This is a genomic window from Pseudoalteromonas sp. HF66 (genome assembly GCF_011806445.1).
Lineage (GTDB): Bacteria > Pseudomonadota > Gammaproteobacteria > Enterobacterales > Alteromonadaceae > Pseudoalteromonas > Pseudoalteromonas apostichopi.
Window position 1 is genome coordinate 17777 of sequence record NZ_JAATOU010000010.1, and the last position, 18231, is coordinate 36007.

Below are 18231 nucleotides of genomic sequence, written 5' to 3' on the forward strand. Positions count from 1 at the left end.
GAAAAAAATTGTAACTCAAGAGAGAAATGGCAAATAAAAAAGGGCAAATAATGCCCTTAATACTTGTTTTTTAAATGAAAATAGCGAGTTATTTTCATTTGGCAGGTAGCACTGTACCCTCAACTGAACCAAAACCAATGCGTGCAAAACCGTCTTTTTCACACCAACCACGCATGATTACGTTGTCGCCATCTTCTAAGAAAGTACGTTGCTCGCCATTAGCAAGGGTGATTTTTTCTTTACCGCCGCGTGATAGCTCTAACAATGAACCTGCTTCTTCGTGCTCTGGGCCTGATTGAGTGCCAGAACCTAACATGTCGCCAGGTTGGAAGTTACAGCCATTTACAGTGTGGTGAGTCACCATTTGCGCCACAGTCCAGTAAGAGTGTTTGAAGCTAGATTTAGATACTTGTGTTGGCGCTTCGCCAGCTGCACGCATCTTTTCAGTTTCGATTTGTACATCCATTTTGATATCGAATGCACCAAACTCACGGTTATGAGAAGACTCTAAATAGTCCATTGGTTGCGGGTCATTTTCATCACGTGTCCAGTTTGTTCTAAATGGCGCCAGTGCTTCTGTAGTAACAATCCAAGGAGATACAGTCGATGCGAAGTTTTTCGCAAGGAACGGACCAAGTGGTTGGTATTCCCATGCTTGTAAGTCACGTGCAGACCAGTCATTGAATACACAGAAACCAAATACGTGGTTTTCAGCATTCTCAATGGCAATTGCATCGCCTAATTCATTACCTTTACCAAGGTAAATACCTAATTCAAGTTCATAGTCTAGGCGTTTACAAGGGCCGAATGACGGTACTTCAGCATCTGGTGCTTTAGTTTGACCGTTAGGACGGTGGAACGTTTGACCTGATACATCAATTGACGATGAACGGCCATGATAACCAATTGGTACCCATTTGTAGTTAGGTAAAAGTGGGTTATCAGGGCGGAATAGGCTGCCTACTGCTGTTGCGTGGTAAATAGAGGTATAGAAGTCAGTGTAATCACCAATGCGACAAGGCAGCGCAAATTCGATATCTGCTTGAGCAATAAGTGCTTCGCTTAATTGCGCTTGCTCACTGGCACCTTCACGGAGTGCTTTTGATAACGCAAGACGAAGTGCTGACCAATATTGCTGACCAAGGCCCATAAATTCATTTAATGTAGTTTGGCTCGCTGCTTTAACGGCAACTTGTGCATCACCTGAGAATAAACCAAGGTCGTTTACTTTCGCTAAATCGATAACTTGATCACCAATTGCTACAGCGCCACGGAACGCTTCGTCTGAATTTTTACGACGTACTTCTGCAAAAGGAAGGTTTTGAATTGGGAAGTCACAGTTCGCTTCGTTAGCAGATGCAACCCAGCTTTTTAGATTAATATCGTGGGTTTCGTTAATTAGGCTCATACTCTTTCCTTATTTGTTCGCGCTGATGTGTTAGTTATCTATATGGAGGCAATCAACGCAATTTAAACAGTTAGTTTAAAACAGAATTTAAAACGACAAAAAGCAGCGTGTGAATATAGCCAAACCACACGCTGCTTTTTATTCATAATGATGATTTAGATTACACCACGACGCTCTTGATCTCGTTCGATTGATTCGAAAAGCGCTTGGAAGTTACCTTCACCGAAACCGCCGTCATCTACACGTTGGATCATCTCGATAAAGATTGGACCAAATAGGTTCTTCGAGAAGATTTGTAGTAGGTAACAATTTTCGCTTTGGCTATCTACTAGAATTTGATGCTTACGGATCTTCTCTTTGTCTTCTTTAACCCAAGGCACACGGTCAAAAATTGTATCGTAGTACTCAGGGATGATATCAAGCGTAGCAATCGTTGATTGGTCAAGCTTATCAAGTGAGCTTACTAGGTCATTAGTAAGGAATGCTAAATGTTGTACACCCGGACCATTGTACTCATTTAAGTACTCATCGATTTGGTTGTTGTTGTTATCTTTGCCTTCGTTGATTGGAATCGAGAAAGTACCGCATGGAGATTTAAGTGCGTAAGATAATAACGCTGTTTTTTGGCCTTTAATGTCGAAGTAACGTACTTCAGTAAAACCAAATACGTCTTTGTAGAAGTTAGCCCATGTTTCCATAGTGCCTTTATAAACGTTATTGGTTAAATGGTCGATACGGATGAAGCCTTTGTCTTCAACAATGTTTTGCTCACTTAAATCTTCGAAGTCTGACTCATAGATAGAACCTTTGTCACCAAATTGCTCGATGAAATAGATTAAGCTGTCGCCGATACCGTAGATAGCTGGGTAAGGTAAATCTTTGTGTGTTGAGTCTGTCGCAGGTTTTGCACCGCGCTCAACAGCAACATCGAATGCTTTTTGCGCATTTTCTACACGCCAACCCATAGAACAGATTGCTGGACCGTGGCTTTTAGCAAATTCAGCAGAGAAACCATCACGCTCATTATTTAGTAAGAAATGAATGTCATGTTGGTTGTAGTAAACAATGTCTTTACCTTTGAATTTTTTTAGCTTTGAAAAGCCAAAATCAGTAAACACTTTGTCCATGTAATCTGCATCAGGTGTTGCGTATTCAGTGAATTCAATGCCCATTAGGCCTAATGGATTATTTACTTCGCTCATTGTCATTACTCCCGCAATTATAAGCACTGCGCTAAAAAAGAATTATTGTTCTGTAATGAGCGGATGATTAACCAGAAATTCGATAAGGGGAAGATCCCAGCACTATTTAGCTAAAGCCTTCTTTGTAAATTAAATGGGACAATGATTTTAATTTCAGCAATTGCCCTAACAAAGGCAGTGAGTAAGCCACTAGGTTGACTAAAAGAGGTAAACCATCTTTATGGTTATCTATATGTATTTAATAGTAAATTTCAGTGTTTTTCAGGCAATAGAAAAGGCCTGAAACGGCCTTTTTTATTAATGTGATTGTATAGTTTAGTTTACGGTTTGGCGCGCTTTGTTAAAAAACTTGCTGCGTTGTTGTAACCAAGGGTTATTCATAATTTGTGGTGCAGCTTGATAATGACGCTCAACTACTTGGTTTAAGGTACGGGTTGATTGCGTAAAATTAAGTTGTTGCTGGGCAGCACCCATATTGGCAATCTCGGCATCAGTCATCGCACGACCTGCAAATAACAAGGCGTTTAAGTAACCCGACTTAGTTTCGTAGTCATTATCGGTTAAAAGTAAGGCCGCATTGTTTATTGCCCAGCGCTCATTGATTTCACCTTCATCTTTAATACCAATTAGCTCGCCATCAAGATAAATTTTTAGTGCACCATTGTTTGGAGCAGCATAAAACACAAAAGCAATACGGTGCCAGCTGTTTGCTGTAAGCTCGCCAAAGTAACCGCTATCACTGGTGGCAATACCGATGGCGTTATCTCGGCTGACGTAAAGGTCAGCGTCATCACTATTAGTGATATCGGTTTGTAGTAATGAGCGCCACTCATTGGTGCTTTGTTCTGGCCACATAATATCCATCACTAAGGTGTAATCAGCGATAAGGCCTTCTGTTTGATAATCACCATTAGCAGCACTATTAGCCGTTAAGGTTAAGCCTTGTGTTGGGCTATGACGAGCAAAGGACAACACGCCAGAGGCTCCACTTGGTAAATCAGTAATTTCAAGTTCAGTGGTGGTCGCAAATTGGCTATTCTCTGGCCCCCAGTTTTTGTCTTCAGGGTCATAAAAGCTGAGTGTTGCAGGGCCAAAGTCACTGCTAAACCCTTGCTCAGGATTATTAAAATTCCATACTGTGACTGCATCATCCGTTTTACACGCATTAAGCGTGTTATCGGTATCGAGATATAAACACTGGCTGGTGCGTGCTCGTGCGTAATTATCAAGCAGCCACCAACTTTCAGCGACCAATTGCGCTTCTAAGTTTGGCAGAGCTGGGAAGAATAATTCGCTATTAAGCGCTGGGCCTTTAAATAGAGCTACGTGGTAATTACTTGCATCATTAATGTTATCAGGCACTAAAGAGACCCATTCAGGTCGGCTTTCGAGCATGTTTTTTAATTGGCTGCCAGTCACCGCGACTTGATAAATTGAATTAAAGCCCGGGGTATTCGATGGTTGGCGTTCAACCTTAAACGCGGCATGGAAGTCTTCTTGGGTTAACGTTCCTGGTAGCCAGCGATCTTGTACTTGGCTTGCATCAAGCAAGGCCGCATCAATAGCAGGGAACTGCTGCATGGCAGCTTTGGCAGTAATCGTCGTGAGTTCTTCTGCAGTGGGGTAATTTTCTGAAACGGCAATTTCGGTATTTGCATCTGGGGCATAGCGACCCATGATTTCATCAATGGCGGCTTTAGTGCTTTCATCTCGGGTCGTAATGCTGGTTGTTGCTACGGTATTGTAATCAACATCTGCAAGCGTGTTGTCATCAAGGTTAAAGGTTAAGGTAAGATCAGTTAGCCCTTGAGCAAAAAAGTTTGGCTGAATGACAATGCTGCCGTTATCTAAGGTTTGATAGCTTTCACCGCCATGGGTATGTCCACCAAGTACTAAATCAATTCCTGCAACATTTTGTGCAATACGGGTGTCAGTGCCTTCACCTAAGTGACTCACCATGACCATGTAATCAACATCTTGACGGTATTGGTTAACAATCTGCTCAGCCACTTCTTGCCACTGCCAATTCATTTTGAAATTAGCGATAAAATCAGGGATCGGTTCCTCTTCGATAGGATCATCAAGTTCATTCCAAGGCACTGAAGTCATACCAAAAAAGCCAATTCGAAGACAACCAACTTGGACAACTGAAAAATCGACACCGGCAAATGGCGTATCGCTGCTACCATCATATTCGGTATTACTTGAAAGCACGATGGCATTATCGTCATCGGCAAAGTCCAGCAGTTGCTCAGGTCCCCACGCATAGTCGTGGTTACCAATCACTCGTACGTCAAAGGCCATTGCTTTTATTGCTTCGACTGTGGCTAACCCTTGTGAGGTTTGTTCAGCTACAGTGCCTTTTTCATAATCGTCACCGCCATTGGTGAATAAGGTGTTAGGGTTTTCAAGTTTTGCATTGTCGTAGTAACTGCGAATACGGCTGAATAATTGCTCTTTAAAGCCAAAGCGCGCGTGTAAATCAGCAACATGAATAAAGCGTACAGTTTGGTTACTGGCTGTGTCATTACATTGCTCGCCAATGGTTTTACTAACCGAAGGAATGGTGCGAGAAATTAAAGCAAAGCTACCAAATTCTGTGATAGCACTGACTGCAAATCCATCATCGCTTTGTTCAGTAGTGAGAGTTTGCCATTGCTCATCGACTAACTGCACTATGCTAAAGGCAAGGTTGGTTTGTTCATTTGGTAACTTAATCGCTAAACTTAATGGCTCAGCAAATATCAGGTTATTGGGGCGAAAGGTATGAATGCTCGAGACAATACCTTGCTCTATATCTGTGCTTGAAGCGCTTGTCTCAGTGTAAGTAAATGTGGTGTCTGTTGTAACCGTGTTACTTATTGCATTAAGTGTGACATCGCCCTGTGCAAATTCAGCCGATAAACCATTTTCAACAGAAATAATTAAACCAGACTGATCAGGAGCTGCTGCGACTTCTTTTGTTGTTTTATCGCCACCACATGCTGTCAGTAATAAGCTAGTCAGAATAATGACCAGTAGTTGAGTGTTAGAGCGCACTTACTCAGTTCCTTTGCCATACCAAATTAGTATAAGAATATAGTATCAGTTTTAAGGGCGCAGAGGGAATAGGGGAGAGAGAAATTCCCCGCAGCGGGCGCTACGGGGAATAAATATTATTGCTTTTCAGCTGTCACTTCTAGCTCTTCAGCTAGGATGTGCTCAGTAGTTTGTGGCTCGTGTTGGCCTTCAGCACCGTGCATCCAAGCTACAAGCTTGTCGCTTAGTAAGTACATGATAACAGCAGAAAGAACCGCAGTTGCGCCTAAACCAATGAAGATACCCATCGCGTTGTCTAACGCTTCTTCACCTTCACCTAGGAATGAACCTACGAAACCAGCAATTTTGTTTGCAACGGCTGTACATAGGAACCAGATACCCATAAGCATTGAAGCTAAACGTAGTGGTGCAAGTTTACTCACCATAGATAAGCCAATTGGAGATAAACACAACTCACCTAGCGTGTGGAATAAGTAGAATAATACTAACCACATCATGCTGATTTGTAGGTGCTCACCTTGACCTTGTGTCATAAGCGCCAGGATCATAGTAATGAAACCAAGTGCTAAGAAAATAAGTGCAATAGCAAACTTAACTGGTGAATTTGGTTCACGTTTATCAAGCTTTAACCAAATAATGGCAACTAAAGGTGCAAATACAATGATGAAAATTGAGTTTAATGACTGGAACCAAGAAGCAGGCACTTCAAAACCAAGTAACATACGGTCAGTGTAATCGTTAGCGAAAAGGTTCATTAAACCACCCGCTTGTTCAAAGCCCATCCAGAAGATGATGCTGAATACACTCATAGTGAAGATAACTTTAATACGGTCAGTTTCAACTTTAGTTAATGGCTCTTTAGTATTTGATTCAGACTGCGCTTGAGAAAGCTTAGCTGAAGGTACAACACCGATGTTGCCTAAGTATTTGTTGCTTAATGCAAGCTGTAAAAGTACAGATAAAACCATACCTACACCAGCTACGATGAAACCCCATTGCCAGCCCATTGCTGCAGCAGCATAACCCGCAACTAGAGGACCTAATGCACCACCTAAGTTGATACCCATGTAAAAGATAGTAAATGCGCCATCACGACGTTGGTCACCTTCTTTATATAAATCGCCAACCATGGTTGAGATGTTTGGCTTGAATAAACCGTTACCAATACAAAGAAGGGTTAAACCAATATAGAATACGTTTTCTTCTTGGCCAGCTAAGTAGCTGTGCGGAATACCCATAGTGAAGTGGCCAGCAGCCATTAATAAACCACCAAGGATAATTGCTTTACGTTGCCCCAATACGTTATCGGCTAACCAACCACCAAACAGTGGTGTAATGTATACAGCCATTGTGAAGGTACCATAAAGGCTTAATGCATCTGCATTTGACCAACCAAAACCACCTTCTTGAACAAGCGCTACTAAGTATAAAACTAAGATGGCGCGCATGCCGTAATAACCGAAACGTTCCCACATTTCTGTGCCGAACAACAGGAACAACCCTTTAGGATGCCCTAAAAAGTCACCTGCTTTTGGTAATGAACTCATATTTACTTCCTAACTCTAAGTTTTTATTTGAGGCCTTATTGTTTTTGCTTTGGTCGTTCTATGTATTTATTTAGTGAACGGGCGGCCATGTTTTTTGATGCAGCTAAGATAATGGTTTGTTGCTCAAGTTTTATACTTGAAGGTAAGAGACACACCCTTATCCTAGCTACAAGTGCGCTACAGTATACATAGACCTTATGGTGAGGGGAAGATCTTGCGACACTTGCCCCTTGGGATGCGATGGTTAGTAGCTTGCATAAGGCACAACAGGTTTCCCAGGGAATGCCAGCTCGCTATACACCGGATTAAAGTAATAACGGAAGTACAGCTGAGCGTAATTCGGTTCGTAAAAATCGGCTCTATCTAGGTTGAAGTAACCACCAAAGAACCAATGAGGAGTGAATCGATACTCAAAACTTGCCCCTAAGTTATACGATAAGCCGCTGCTGGTATCGCCCTCAAAGTATGGCACAACACCTGTTACGGCTGTTTGAGCTTCTGCTTGGCCTTGCAAAATAGGGTCGTTCGGGAAAAATGCGATGTCGTCAGTGGTAGTGGTAGACCAAGATACCCCAGCACGAAGCCTATAAATAAAATTATGACCAACCCGTTTATCAAAAATAACAGGTAAAGAAGCACCCAAGTAGTTTTGCGGACTGTAATAGCCACCATGTCCCCAGGTTTCTTCACTTAAATTATACTTATATGACCAGTGTAATAAGTTAAGACCTAGGCTTAATTCGGCGTTTCTTTCGCGAATATAGCGATAGTAACTACCACCCATTAGGCTGTAGCTTTGGTTGTCTTTTACATTTTTACCTTGCAAGATTTGATAGTTGGTGCTGCCCCAAAAACCCCAGTCTAGGCCTAGGTCATGGGATAGGCTAAGTTGTAATTGCGTTGCTCTAACGCCACCCCATACTTGGTTGGTAAAGACATCTTCAAGTCCGGCGTAAGATAATACAGAGCTAGTTACTGGGCGTTTATTAAACGTGACGCCATAACCAAAGTCGCCTAAATCACCTTTGTAATTAACGCCCCACACGATATCTTCGACTAGAAAGCCAAGTGGAGTAGTACCAACATCAATGCGCCATTGCTCGTTTTGCCAAGCAAGGCCAATATCCATACCTTGTTGCTTTGGTTTTATACTTAAAAGTGGGCAATCAAAAATACAGAGGGCCCCTTGACCATAGCGACTACCAGCAAAGGTTTCATCAAAGCGGGTTTCTTGGCTTGATATTGTCATCGGGTCTAATTTCACAATCCCTGTGCCACCCCACAAAGGGAAACCTGCTTCAATAGGGCTTGCACCAGCGCCGAGGGTTGACTCATTTTGCGTACTGGTTTGGCTACTTAAGTTGATTGCGGCGGTAATATACGCTTGCTCATCTCGCTCGATGCCTTGCAATTGGCGCTTAGCATTATTGACATACCACGCTTCATTTTCATCAAGGGCATAAAGCTCATAGTTCTGCTCATCACTTAAGTTGCTCGTAGCAGCGTATGGGTCAACTGCCGCACGGTACCAGCTTTGAGCAAGCTTATTCTGGTGCTTAGCTTGTGCAACCGCAGCAGCTTGATAATAGAGCTCTTGGTTATTGTTGGATTTAGCCAGCAATTGCTCAGCTAGATTTATTGCGCTCTGAGTATCTTCAAATGGTTCAAGTGCAGCCATTAATTGCTGCTGACGATAGCTTTGCTCGCTCGAAACTTGATTAATTTGCCCAGCAATGATGCGATCAGCTAGATCATCTCTTTGCTGCTGACGAGCAAGTGTTGCAATAGCCAAAGCGGTATCCGTTGACACTGTTTGACCTTTAGCGATGTGCTGCTCAAAGCGAGTAATAGCTTCGTTACTATTGCTTTGCTCGATATGAGCATTGATTAATGCTTCTGACAGTTCTGAGTTATCAGGGTATTGTGATGCAAGGGCAGACAGCTTGGTAACTCTTTGGTTACTATCGCTAAAGCGATTAATATAGTTTATTTGCAGTGCTAGCCATTGTGACTGCTCAGCATCGGTTGCGTTACTCGGCAGTTGATAGTTAGCAAACCAGATATCAGAGGCATTTTTATCGTCGCTTTCAATAAGCCAAGCTGCATAGGTCATATGCCAATAAGGACTCAAGCTTGGATCACGAATTAGGGCTTTTTTCAGCTGCCTAATCGCATATTGTTGCTCATTAATTTGTTGCCATTGGCTGGCAAGCTCTGCTTGCATTAAAGGCGTTAATGGTTGTGCTTCTAACTCGGTGAGCTTATAAATCACCGTGGCCTTATTAGTGGCTGTATTATTGGCAGAGAGTCTTTCAAGCTTGGTATTAATGCTCAATTGCTCTGTGAGTACATTGATTTGTTCAGTACGCGCGTTATTTGGAATGTAATCTAAGGTTGCCAATGCTCCTTGAAAATCATTCAACGAACGTAAAAATAAAGCATGGCTATAGCGTAGCTCTGCATCTAACGGAAATTGCCACAAGGTTTTTTTATAAAGAGCTTTGGCATGATCAACCAAACCTTGTTGTTGGTATAAATTTGCAAGGTCATAATAGAGCCAACTTTGACGAGGGCTTTGTTTGATTGCCAAAAGTAACACATCAACTGCTTCATCTAGCTTACCTTTGGCAGTAAGGTCATCAGCGCGGGCTCGCAATTGTTGTGTTTGTAATAGCGTGTAATCTTCAGTAATCAATGCCCGTTGTTGTTGATTTAAGCGGTTATAAAAACGATGACTACGAGCATAATTACCATCTGAGGCAGTTAATTCGAGCATGGCGCTCAAGGTAGCCTGTTGCAAGGGATCGTCTTTTAGCACTTGCTTATAGAAATTCATCGCGTTTTGGTATTGCCCAGCTTGCTTAGCAAGTTCTGCGCGGTAAAACAGCACGGTATTCGGGTCTTCATTTAAGGTATCAGCTAAATCAAGTTTGAGATCTGCACGTTTCAATTCATTGCTATTTATGGCCGATTTAGCTTCATCTATGTATTGCCAAAAACGTGCGGTATTGGCCAAACCTATAAATACAGTAATACGATTTGTATCGATACTATATTGTTGGGCTTTTTTAAAGTACTGGTACGCTTTGGCATTTCTACCTTGTCTAAGATTTAATAACCCAAGACTATTGTATATTTCAGGGTCTTGAGGTCGGCCTTGTAGAGCTTTTTTAAATAGTTTTTCAGCTGTATTAAAATGGCGTTTTTCAAGCTCTGTGCTGCCTTTAAGCCATGTTTGGTAAGCTGGATCGGCTTGTTTCTTTTGCTCAGCTAAATGTGCTTTTTTAAAGTCACTAAATTGCAACTGACCTTTACTGCTTTTTGGGTAAGCAGCAAAGTAACGCTGATATTCGCGTTCAGTTTGTTTATTAAGCGGCATATTTTCAAGTGCCGCAAGCCAAGCAAATTCAGCTTCAACACCGTATTGGTTACTGTGTGCATAATGGCTCAGTAATGCAATGGCTTCTTTATTTGTTGGGTTTTGCTTTAATAAGTGACGTGCATAGGCAAGCTCAAAACGGCCGCTATTTGGGTAGCGTTTTAGTAAAGAACGATAACCACGTAATGCTTGCTGATATTGATTTGGATCTTGAGCAAGCCAGTTTATGTGCTCCAGCTCATATTCAATATTAGGGTAGGCGGATTTAAATAGCCGATTGTAGATTTTTACCGCGTCACTGTATTGTCCGGCCCTGGCACGAAGTCTGGCTTGTTGAACCGCTTCTTTGTCTTGATTATTGACGCGTGCAAGTAGGGTTAAGCTTGTTACGCACGGATGCGACAGATTACTAAGCTCTGCTAAGCGCACATTGGCTTTGTCGGTTTCTTTGAGGCTATATAACACACGCACCTCGGCGCATTGCACTTGAGTATTTTTAGGTGCAATGCTTTGCAGCTTTTCTAAGCTGTCGGCCATTAACTGATTATCACGCTCAATTTCACCAAGTTGTACTTGGCTAATTAACCAATCAATTGATTGACTATTAAGGTCCTTGTTATTTGCTGCGGATGCACTGGAGCTTGCTAAAACTGCAGCAAGTAGCCACTTTATCGGCATTCATTGCTCCAGTTAGTTGTTAAAGCCCCGTTTTTATCAATACTAAAACGCTTATTCAGGGCGCTATTAGCAAATAAATACAATACGCTGTCGTAATAGCGGCTGTTGGTAAAGCGTTTATCCATCATGATTTGCTGCTGTAGCGCAGTGACAGTTTGTGAAGCATTATCTTCTGCAAGCAGTGGTAGTAATGCCGCAATAAAGCCACTTGGGGCGTTGCCTGATGTTTTTCCCGTTAGCGCATTGGTTTCAAGTGGCACTTTGCCTGAAGAGACGATGCTATCAACAAAAGGTTTAAACTGTTCAGTGAGGTTTTTTTTATATGCAGCATTATTAGCCATCATGCTAGCCCAAAGGTAGACACGAATCGCATTATAACTGCCGGTTGCTGGAGCTTTTTTATCATGATAAAAGCCTTTTTCAACACTGTAATTAACCCAGTCAGGGCTAACACCTTTAGGTGCTGTATCTATTAATAACTGCGCAGAGTTATCGTGTAATGTTTGCCAAGGTGAATGCGGGTATAGGTGCGCAAATTGCGCAAATATAAATAGCGGTGCATAGCTTGGGTTTAACTTCCAGTGACTGTCTTTTTTAAAGCCTGTTGGCCCAGGTAATAGAGTCAGACCAAGGTTTGGTATCTGCGCTGTTTCTTCGCGAATGATGCGCTCAGCAAGTACTGAGCTGAGCACTGCATAGCGTCTTTCATTCCATAATATTGCAGCTTGTGAAAGGCTATAAGCAATCCATAAATCTGAATCAGACGCTGGATTTGAATCAAGGATTTGTCCTTGGTTTTGCTTTATTCCCCATTGCCATGCTGGTAAACGGGTGCTTAAATCACCTTCAGAAAGGTGCACTTCGGTCCATTCAAGTAATTTATCAAAGCTGGCTTTATCATTTGCAAGTAAAGCAAAGAATAGCGCATAAGATTGCCCCTCTGAAGTGGTAATGCTGTATTCACTGCCTAAATCAATCACTCGTCCTTCTGGTGTAATGAAGTGAGTTTTAAAGTTATTCCACTGCGGCCATGTACTACAACTTAACTGAGCCAATGCATTGGTAGAATAAATAAAAACGAATAATAAAGAAGCGATAGTTTTCATTATGCTTTATCTCCTTCAGATAAACGTTTTTTGGTTAGTAGTGCGAGCACTCGCCACAACATAAATGAAATAAGTAATAGTGTTAGTAGCGATAAAATCGCTAACAGTACTGGACGGTCTGAAAAGTGAAACCAAATGAGCGTATGAATAGGCACGTGACCGACAAAATACTGCTCATCGGTTTTAATCGTTTTGATGCCTTGGCTATTAATAATTGCTGAACTACCTGTAATTTGAACCGTTTTTTCTTCATTTAATAGGGCATCAGTTAGTAGTGCATAAGCACTTTCATTACTGGCAATCAAAGAAACTACTGAGCGGTCTGAATCGAACGGTGACTGGAATCCTGACATCACGGCTAAACGACCAATGCTACTTATGTTTACTTTAATTTTTTCAGCGCCTTTGGTGTCATATGCACCATTGTAGATAGCTTGATCGACAATGCGTTGGTTGTTGTTGAACAGCACACTTAACGCGCTGTCTTCGGCAAGCGATGTTAAGAAAGAATCAGGCTTACCAATGATAATAATGTCTTTATCTTTTAGCGCAAATTGGTTGCTTGGAAATTGAATGTCTAAACGGTGCGCAGGATAGCCAGTAATAGCGCCTAAATGACCTGTGAAGTTAAGTAATAAGCTAATCGCATTAACTGAGCTGTTAGCTTCCATTACTAAAGTACTTTGGTGTAAATCGGCATATTTGGTGAATGGAAAACCACCATTTGCAAAAGCGCGTAAGTTTGGCATGGCAATGTAGTGATGGAAGTCACTTACATCAATCGTTGAGCTGCCATCAATTGCACCAAACTCACCACCGGCAGGAATGGCACTACACTCACCTGTTTTTACTACTGCAAAATTAAAATCATAAGTTAGTTGATTCTTAGTTGTTAAATCAAGGCCTGTTAATTCAAAATCTTGGCGAGTTTTTGTTGGGTTGTAATCTGAAAGTAGAGGCAATAAGGTATTGGTTGTAATAGTCTTACCACCTTCATTATCAAGAATAAAGCCATCCACAAATTTATCGTTTATCAGCATATTTAAACGCGACAACATGTTTTTCTCAACTGGTGTGTTGCGGTAATTCAAAGTAATAGGAATACCGTTTTCACGCCAAGTGAATAAATCTGGTGCAAAGCGTAAATCTAAACGAACTGGCAGACCGCGATAACCCTCTGACTGAAGTTGGGTTGGGTATTCAATAAACTCATCAAAGCTCACTGCGCGATCAGAACGCACCCACAGTGGCGCATCATAAGCTTCTCTAAGTGGTAAGTTGCTAATTGCTTCGATGATTGCACTGCGACCTGTCATTACTTTATAGCCAAAGACTAAACCAACAACGGCTTCTTTCAATTGCGCGGTGTCTTTACCTAAAACCAGAAGTATTTTGGCGTAACGCTGAGTCGGGCTGCTGATGATTTCTACGGTAGGCTTTTCAACATCAGGGTAATTCAATAAAAAATCAGGTTTGTTGTCGTTTGTTGCGAATACGACACTATGTTCTGTTGGTGTTGCATTAATTTGCACTGGGAATTGCGCTTTGCGCCATTTTGCCTGTGCGCCAAAAAAGCTTGATAGTGCAGCCGCTGCTTCGAGTGCGTTTTCATCAGGTTGTGATGCAAAAACGAATGGTAAAGTGACCTTATTGTAGTCACGTGAGTCAAAAAATGGTGCAGGGAAATACTCAAGTAAGCTTTCAAGAGCAAGTGACTGACGGTCAATAGAAATACGGCTGCTTTTACTAAGCTCGGCCCATATTGTTTTACTATAGTCATCCTGACAAACCAGATCGTAAAAACCGACTAGTTCGAAGCGAATTTGGTTAAAGTCTTTAATTAGCTTAGGGTTAAGAACAATGCTGCGCTCAGAGACTGTGCCAATTGGCGTTGTCTTATCATCAATAGGTAGCACAGTGACAAGGTTTTCATTTAAGAAAATTTTCAAATGTGAGACACGACCAATAAGTGATGGTGAAGTTGTGTATGAAAAGTCTAGAGTCAGTTTTTTCCCTAATTTATCGAGGCGGTTTGTAAAATCAACACGGGTACTATTACTCACTCCATCAAGCTTGAACTTGCTTAAACCAAGCTTTTCAAAGCTTAGCGTCATGCTTTCAATTGGTGCTTGTTCTGGGTAACCATCATCAAAAATCGCTTTATTAGAGAGAGGCTCAGCACTTATCGCCCAGCCAGATATGCCGAGTGTGCCAAAAGCTAATAACAAGGTTAAAAAAGTTTTTATCATGATGTTTTTAGTACTTTTGTTGGTTTTTTAGGTAATAACGACGCCACAAAGTACAAGACTCTTGATGCAAACGCAATCGCGGGTCTTAATTCATTTGGGGCATGGAAAATCAAGTTCTTAAAGCCTCTTAGACTGGTATAAAAAACGTGAGAAAAGCTGTATGAAGGCTTGTCGTGTTTAAAGTTTTCTTGCCAATCAAGCCAAGCATCAGCACGTGAGAAAGTGCATTGAATAAAGGCTTTTTGTTTTTCTAAATCTAAATCCCTGAGGGTAAGACCCAGTTGTTTATCGCGGGTGTTACAGATATAAGTTGGAAATGAAAACTGCTTTAAGCCACGACTCATTAACAGCTCTACCTTATCGTTTACACGGCAAAGATGGGTATGTTCAGTTTCCAGACCAACACCATTGTTTGAGTAATCAGTAATTTTAACTTTAATGGTACGGCCATTAGCCAGACGAATGGCTGCAGGGAAGTTTGCTTTTATACGATGTGAGCTGCGCACTTGTTTTGCTTCAGCGGCAACGGCCACAGCTGCACCTAGAATTATCACGTTATAGCTTGCCCATAACATGCTAATGACCAGTACACCTATTTGTGAGCTGTCACCAAAGAACAATCTGAACACGCCATAGGCCATACCCAACACGTTAACAAGTAACAAGATGATATAGGGCTTTGAAATCGTCCAGTCGTAGTGATCTTGTTTGTTTAAACCGCCTTTTTCAGTCACGTTAAATTTACCCTTATTCGGGTTTATAAGCGCAACTGTCGTGGGTTTTAAAATATACCAAGCAAGTACTGACTCATAAACTTCGCCCCAAAATGAATAGCGGTATTTACCTTGAATTCGAGAGTTGGTTATTTTTACCTGTAACAGGGTTGGCACAATATAAAGAAAGATGGCAACAAACGGTGCATAGATAATTTGCGCATTAAAATAAATTAATGCCAGTGGCGCTGTTAAGAATACAATTCGAGGAATGCCTGATAAAAAGTGCAACATAGCGTTTAAATAGCACAAGCGCTGCGCGATATTTAGGCCCTTACCAAACAGCGGGTTATCTAATCGGAATATTTGTGCCATGCCGCGTGCCCAGCGAATACGTTGACCAACGTGGGCAGATAAACTATCTGTAGCTAGGCCGGCGGCTTGTGGAATATTAATATATGTTGTTTTGTAGCCAGCGCGCTGCATTCTCAAAGCAGTGTGGGCATCTTCAGTGACGGTTTCTACGGCAAAACCACCAATTTCTTCAAGGGCACTGCGCCTTAAAACAGCACACGAACCACAAAAGAAGGTCGCATCCCACATATCGTTGCCATCTTGAATTAAGCCATAGAACAACATATTTTCATTTGGGATTTTACGATGGTTTTTGAGGTTGCGCTCAAATGGATCGGCAGAAAAAAAGTGGTGAGGTGTTTGTACTAAACACACTTTACTGTCATTGATGAATTGTCCCATTGTCATTTGTAAGAATGAGCGAGCAGGGATATGGTCACAGTCAAAAATAGCAATGTAGTCGCCATTAGTTACTTTCATCGCATGGTTCATGTTACCGGCTTTGGCATGGTTGTTATCAGGGCGAGTTAAATAACCAACACCAATTTGCTTTGCGAATTCGGCAAATTCAGGGCGCTTACCATCATCTAAAATATAAATGTTAAGCTTATCTGCAGGCCAATCAATACTTTGCGCGGCGATTGTTGTTGGCTTCACAACATCAAGCGGCTCATTATAAGTAGGAATATAAATATCAACTGTTGGCCAGTTTGCTGTGTCTTTTCCTAACGCGATTGGTTTACGGTTTAATGGATTGATGGTTTGGAAAAAGCCTAATATTAGTACTAACCAAGCGTAACTTTCAGCAAGCAGTAAACCAATCCCTAGGGTAAGGGCTAAAGGGTCACCCCAGTTAAGAGTGTCAGTGTAGCGCCACCATAGATAACGTGTAGAGGTTGTCACAGAAAGGGTGATCATCACAATAGTGGCCATTTTCCCTTCAACCCGCCTTAGAGAATAAGCAACAACCAAAATTAAACTAATGAACACTGCTTGCGCTTCAATACTAAATGGCACGGTTACAAATATAGCCACCGCAAAAATAATGAGAGTGAAAAAAGCGACCTTCAAGGTGCTGTTTCTCCAAAGTGGAGAGCGACTCACTGCTTTATATGATTTAGTTTTTGTTTGCTTTCTAGCAACTAACCAAAGCCCTTTAAAAGAGCGTACTAGTTTACTGTCTGCCAGTCTCAATAAGCGAGCTGATCGCGTGATTTTACGCCAAGATTTACGCTGCTCAACGGCGATATGTTGCTGTGAGGTTGTGGTGGTATTGAATAGCGCAAGGTACACACTTTGCAATGCAATCCGAATGCAATTGCTTGGTGTAAGTACTGGTTGAGAAACATGAGGATACAAGCGTTTAAGTTTAAGCTTTAACTCACGTTTTTTATTGTTATCTAATTTAATAAACAATGACAAAAAAAGCACAAAGAAGGGGAGTAAAATCGCTCCCAATAGGCTCATTTTGTGTTGGTTGTAATAACTATAAAATTTTATAAATACGAAGCGGACAAGTTGCTTCGTTAAAAACAACCCTAAAATACCTTTAAGTAGTCGGTGTGTGACACCGAGTGAATGGGTGCTATTGGTCATTCTGACTCGCGCGGCTTACAAGCCAACCGGCTAGCGTTTCAAAGTCATCATTAGCAACACTGTATGGAGCACAGTTAATTGCCACATTTCTAAATGCAGTTGCTTCTTTGATAACTTCATCTTTGTTGATATATAAAGGTGCAATTAATGGTAATTCAGTTTGCCAAAGCTGCAATAAATCTGATTCAAGCTCAGAGGCTGAATTATATTTATTGGTTAAAAAATAATGCTGCCATGATGATTCAGCCTGCTTTAGAGTGTTTAAACGTTTGAAAGCAAAGCTGTGACAAATTGCATCACAATTAATAATCTCAAGGAATATATCGTCTTCATTTAGCGAATAGCGGTGCACATCAACATGGGCTGGGCAGTCAAATAAAAACCAGCTGTCATCGCTGTCATTAAGCTGCTGACAACTCTCTATAATACATGAAAAGTCTAACCCTAAGTTCGAACGGCTGCCATAGGGTAAAAACTTTACGCCATCGTTATCTTGGTGAAACTGCTCACATGCAGAGGCAAAGTTTGGGTAATCACTCCAGCCTAGCTGATGCTCCCACGCAAGACCAAGATGTAGGCCTAAGTCGCCTTTTGGATCTAAATCGATGGCATACACAGGCACATTTGATTTTCTCAAAGCACAAGCAAGGTTGGCCACAATAGATGTTGTACCAGTGCCACCTTTAATTCCTTTTATAAAAATTCGCTTCATTTATGATTCTTTATTGCGTTTTTGTTAACTTTTTTCGTGCTCTGTGTTTGTGTTGTTGCTAATGCGATATCGTTAAGCAAAGGGTACTTTTCAATCGTTTTGCGATTTTTTTCAACATCAACAATTTCAACATAATCCGTTTCCTTGCCGCCAAATTGTCGTAACAACTTTTCAATATCGTATTGAGTTAAGGTGTGTGAATTTTTTACTGCAAAGTCATTCATCTAAAAAACCGTTATGAGAAAAAT

The 18231-nt window shown here is 41.5% G+C and carries 10 protein-coding genes; all 10 read right to left on the minus strand.

Annotated elements, in window-relative coordinates; all coding sequences use genetic code 11:
• Positions 1-94: 94 nt before the first annotated feature.
• The 10 genes from fahA to bcsR all read right to left on the minus strand — a co-directional run bounded on the left by fahA (position 95) and on the right by bcsR (position 18207).
• Positions 95-1408 carry a fumarylacetoacetase gene (gene fahA, locus HCZ11_RS11445; RefSeq protein ID WP_167658459.1) on the minus strand — a complete coding sequence of 438 codons (1314 nt, stop codon included), beginning with the start codon at positions 1406-1408 and terminating at the stop codon, positions 95-97.
• A 155-nt stretch (positions 1409-1563) separates the two neighbouring features.
• A complete protein-coding gene (gene hppD / locus HCZ11_RS11450) occupies positions 1564-2610 on the minus strand; it encodes a 4-hydroxyphenylpyruvate dioxygenase (protein ID WP_130051950.1) in 1047 nt (348 codons plus the stop codon).
• Between the two features lie 315 nt (positions 2611-2925).
• Complete coding sequence (locus tag HCZ11_RS11455) at positions 2926-5649, minus strand: metallophosphoesterase (RefSeq protein ID WP_167658460.1); 2724 nt, start codon at positions 5647-5649, stop codon at positions 2926-2928.
• A 116-nt stretch (positions 5650-5765) separates the two neighbouring features.
• Positions 5766-7196 carry a peptide MFS transporter gene (locus HCZ11_RS11460; RefSeq protein WP_130051948.1) on the minus strand — a complete coding sequence of 477 codons (1431 nt, stop codon included), beginning with the start codon at positions 7194-7196 and terminating at the stop codon, positions 5766-5768.
• Positions 7197-7440: 244 nt separating this feature from the next.
• Positions 7441-11253: a cellulose synthase subunit BcsC-related outer membrane protein gene (locus tag HCZ11_RS11465; RefSeq protein WP_167658461.1), complete on the minus strand. Its 3813-nt coding sequence runs from the start codon at positions 11251-11253 to the stop codon at positions 7441-7443.
• The gene (gene bcsZ, locus HCZ11_RS11470) at positions 11244-12359 is read right to left on the minus strand and encodes a cellulose synthase complex periplasmic endoglucanase BcsZ (RefSeq protein ID WP_167658462.1); all 1116 of its coding nucleotides are present in this window, start codon (positions 12357-12359) and stop codon (positions 11244-11246) included. Before bcsZ ends, HCZ11_RS11465 begins: the two co-directional genes overlap by 10 nt.
• Positions 12359-14608, minus strand: coding sequence for a cellulose biosynthesis cyclic di-GMP-binding regulatory protein BcsB (gene bcsB / locus HCZ11_RS11475; RefSeq protein ID WP_167658463.1), 2250 nt, complete (start codon positions 14606-14608; stop codon positions 12359-12361). Before bcsB ends, bcsZ begins: the two co-directional genes overlap by 1 nt.
• Entirely contained in the window at positions 14605-17271 is a 2667-nt protein-coding gene (gene bcsA, locus HCZ11_RS11480; protein WP_167658464.1) for a UDP-forming cellulose synthase catalytic subunit, read from the minus strand. The genes bcsB and bcsA overlap by 4 nt, the downstream gene beginning before the upstream one ends.
• Positions 17261-17983: a cellulose biosynthesis protein BcsQ gene (gene bcsQ, locus HCZ11_RS11485; RefSeq protein ID WP_167658465.1), complete on the minus strand. Its 723-nt coding sequence runs from the start codon at positions 17981-17983 to the stop codon at positions 17261-17263. Before bcsQ ends, bcsA begins: the two co-directional genes overlap by 11 nt.
• Positions 17980-18207, minus strand: coding sequence for a BcsR/BcsP family cellulose biosynthesis protein (gene bcsR, locus HCZ11_RS11490; RefSeq protein ID WP_130051942.1), 228 nt, complete (start codon positions 18205-18207; stop codon positions 17980-17982). Before bcsR ends, bcsQ begins: the two co-directional genes overlap by 4 nt.
• Between the last annotated feature and the right edge of the window lie 24 nt (positions 18208-18231).

Bases quoted from the DNA above. Each gene is read 5' to 3' on its own strand.
- fahA (WP_167658459.1), bottom strand. From the start codon at position 1,408: ATGAGCCTAATTAACGAAACCCACGATATTAATCTAAAAAGCTGGGTT.
- hppD (WP_130051950.1), bottom strand. From the start codon at position 2,610: ATGAGCGAAGTAAATAATCCATTAGGCCTAATGGGCATTGAATTCACT.
- HCZ11_RS11460 (WP_130051948.1), bottom strand. From the start codon at position 7,196: ATGAGTTCATTACCAAAAGCAGGTGACTTTTTAGGGCATCCTAAAGGG.
- HCZ11_RS11465 (WP_167658461.1), bottom strand. From the start codon at position 11,253: ATGCCGATAAAGTGGCTACTTGCTGCAGTTTTAGCAAGCTCCAGTGCA.
- bcsZ (WP_167658462.1), bottom strand. From the start codon at position 12,359: ATGAAAACTATCGCTTCTTTATTATTCGTTTTTATTTATTCTACCAAT.
- bcsB (WP_167658463.1), bottom strand. From the start codon at position 14,608: ATGATAAAAACTTTTTTAACCTTGTTATTAGCTTTTGGCACACTCGGC.
- bcsA (WP_167658464.1), bottom strand. From the start codon at position 17,271: ATGACCAATAGCACCCATTCACTCGGTGTCACACACCGACTACTTAAA.
- bcsQ (WP_167658465.1), bottom strand. From the start codon at position 17,983: ATGAAGCGAATTTTTATAAAAGGAATTAAAGGTGGCACTGGTACAACA.
- bcsR (WP_130051942.1), bottom strand. From the start codon at position 18,207: ATGAATGACTTTGCAGTAAAAAATTCACACACCTTAACTCAATACGAT.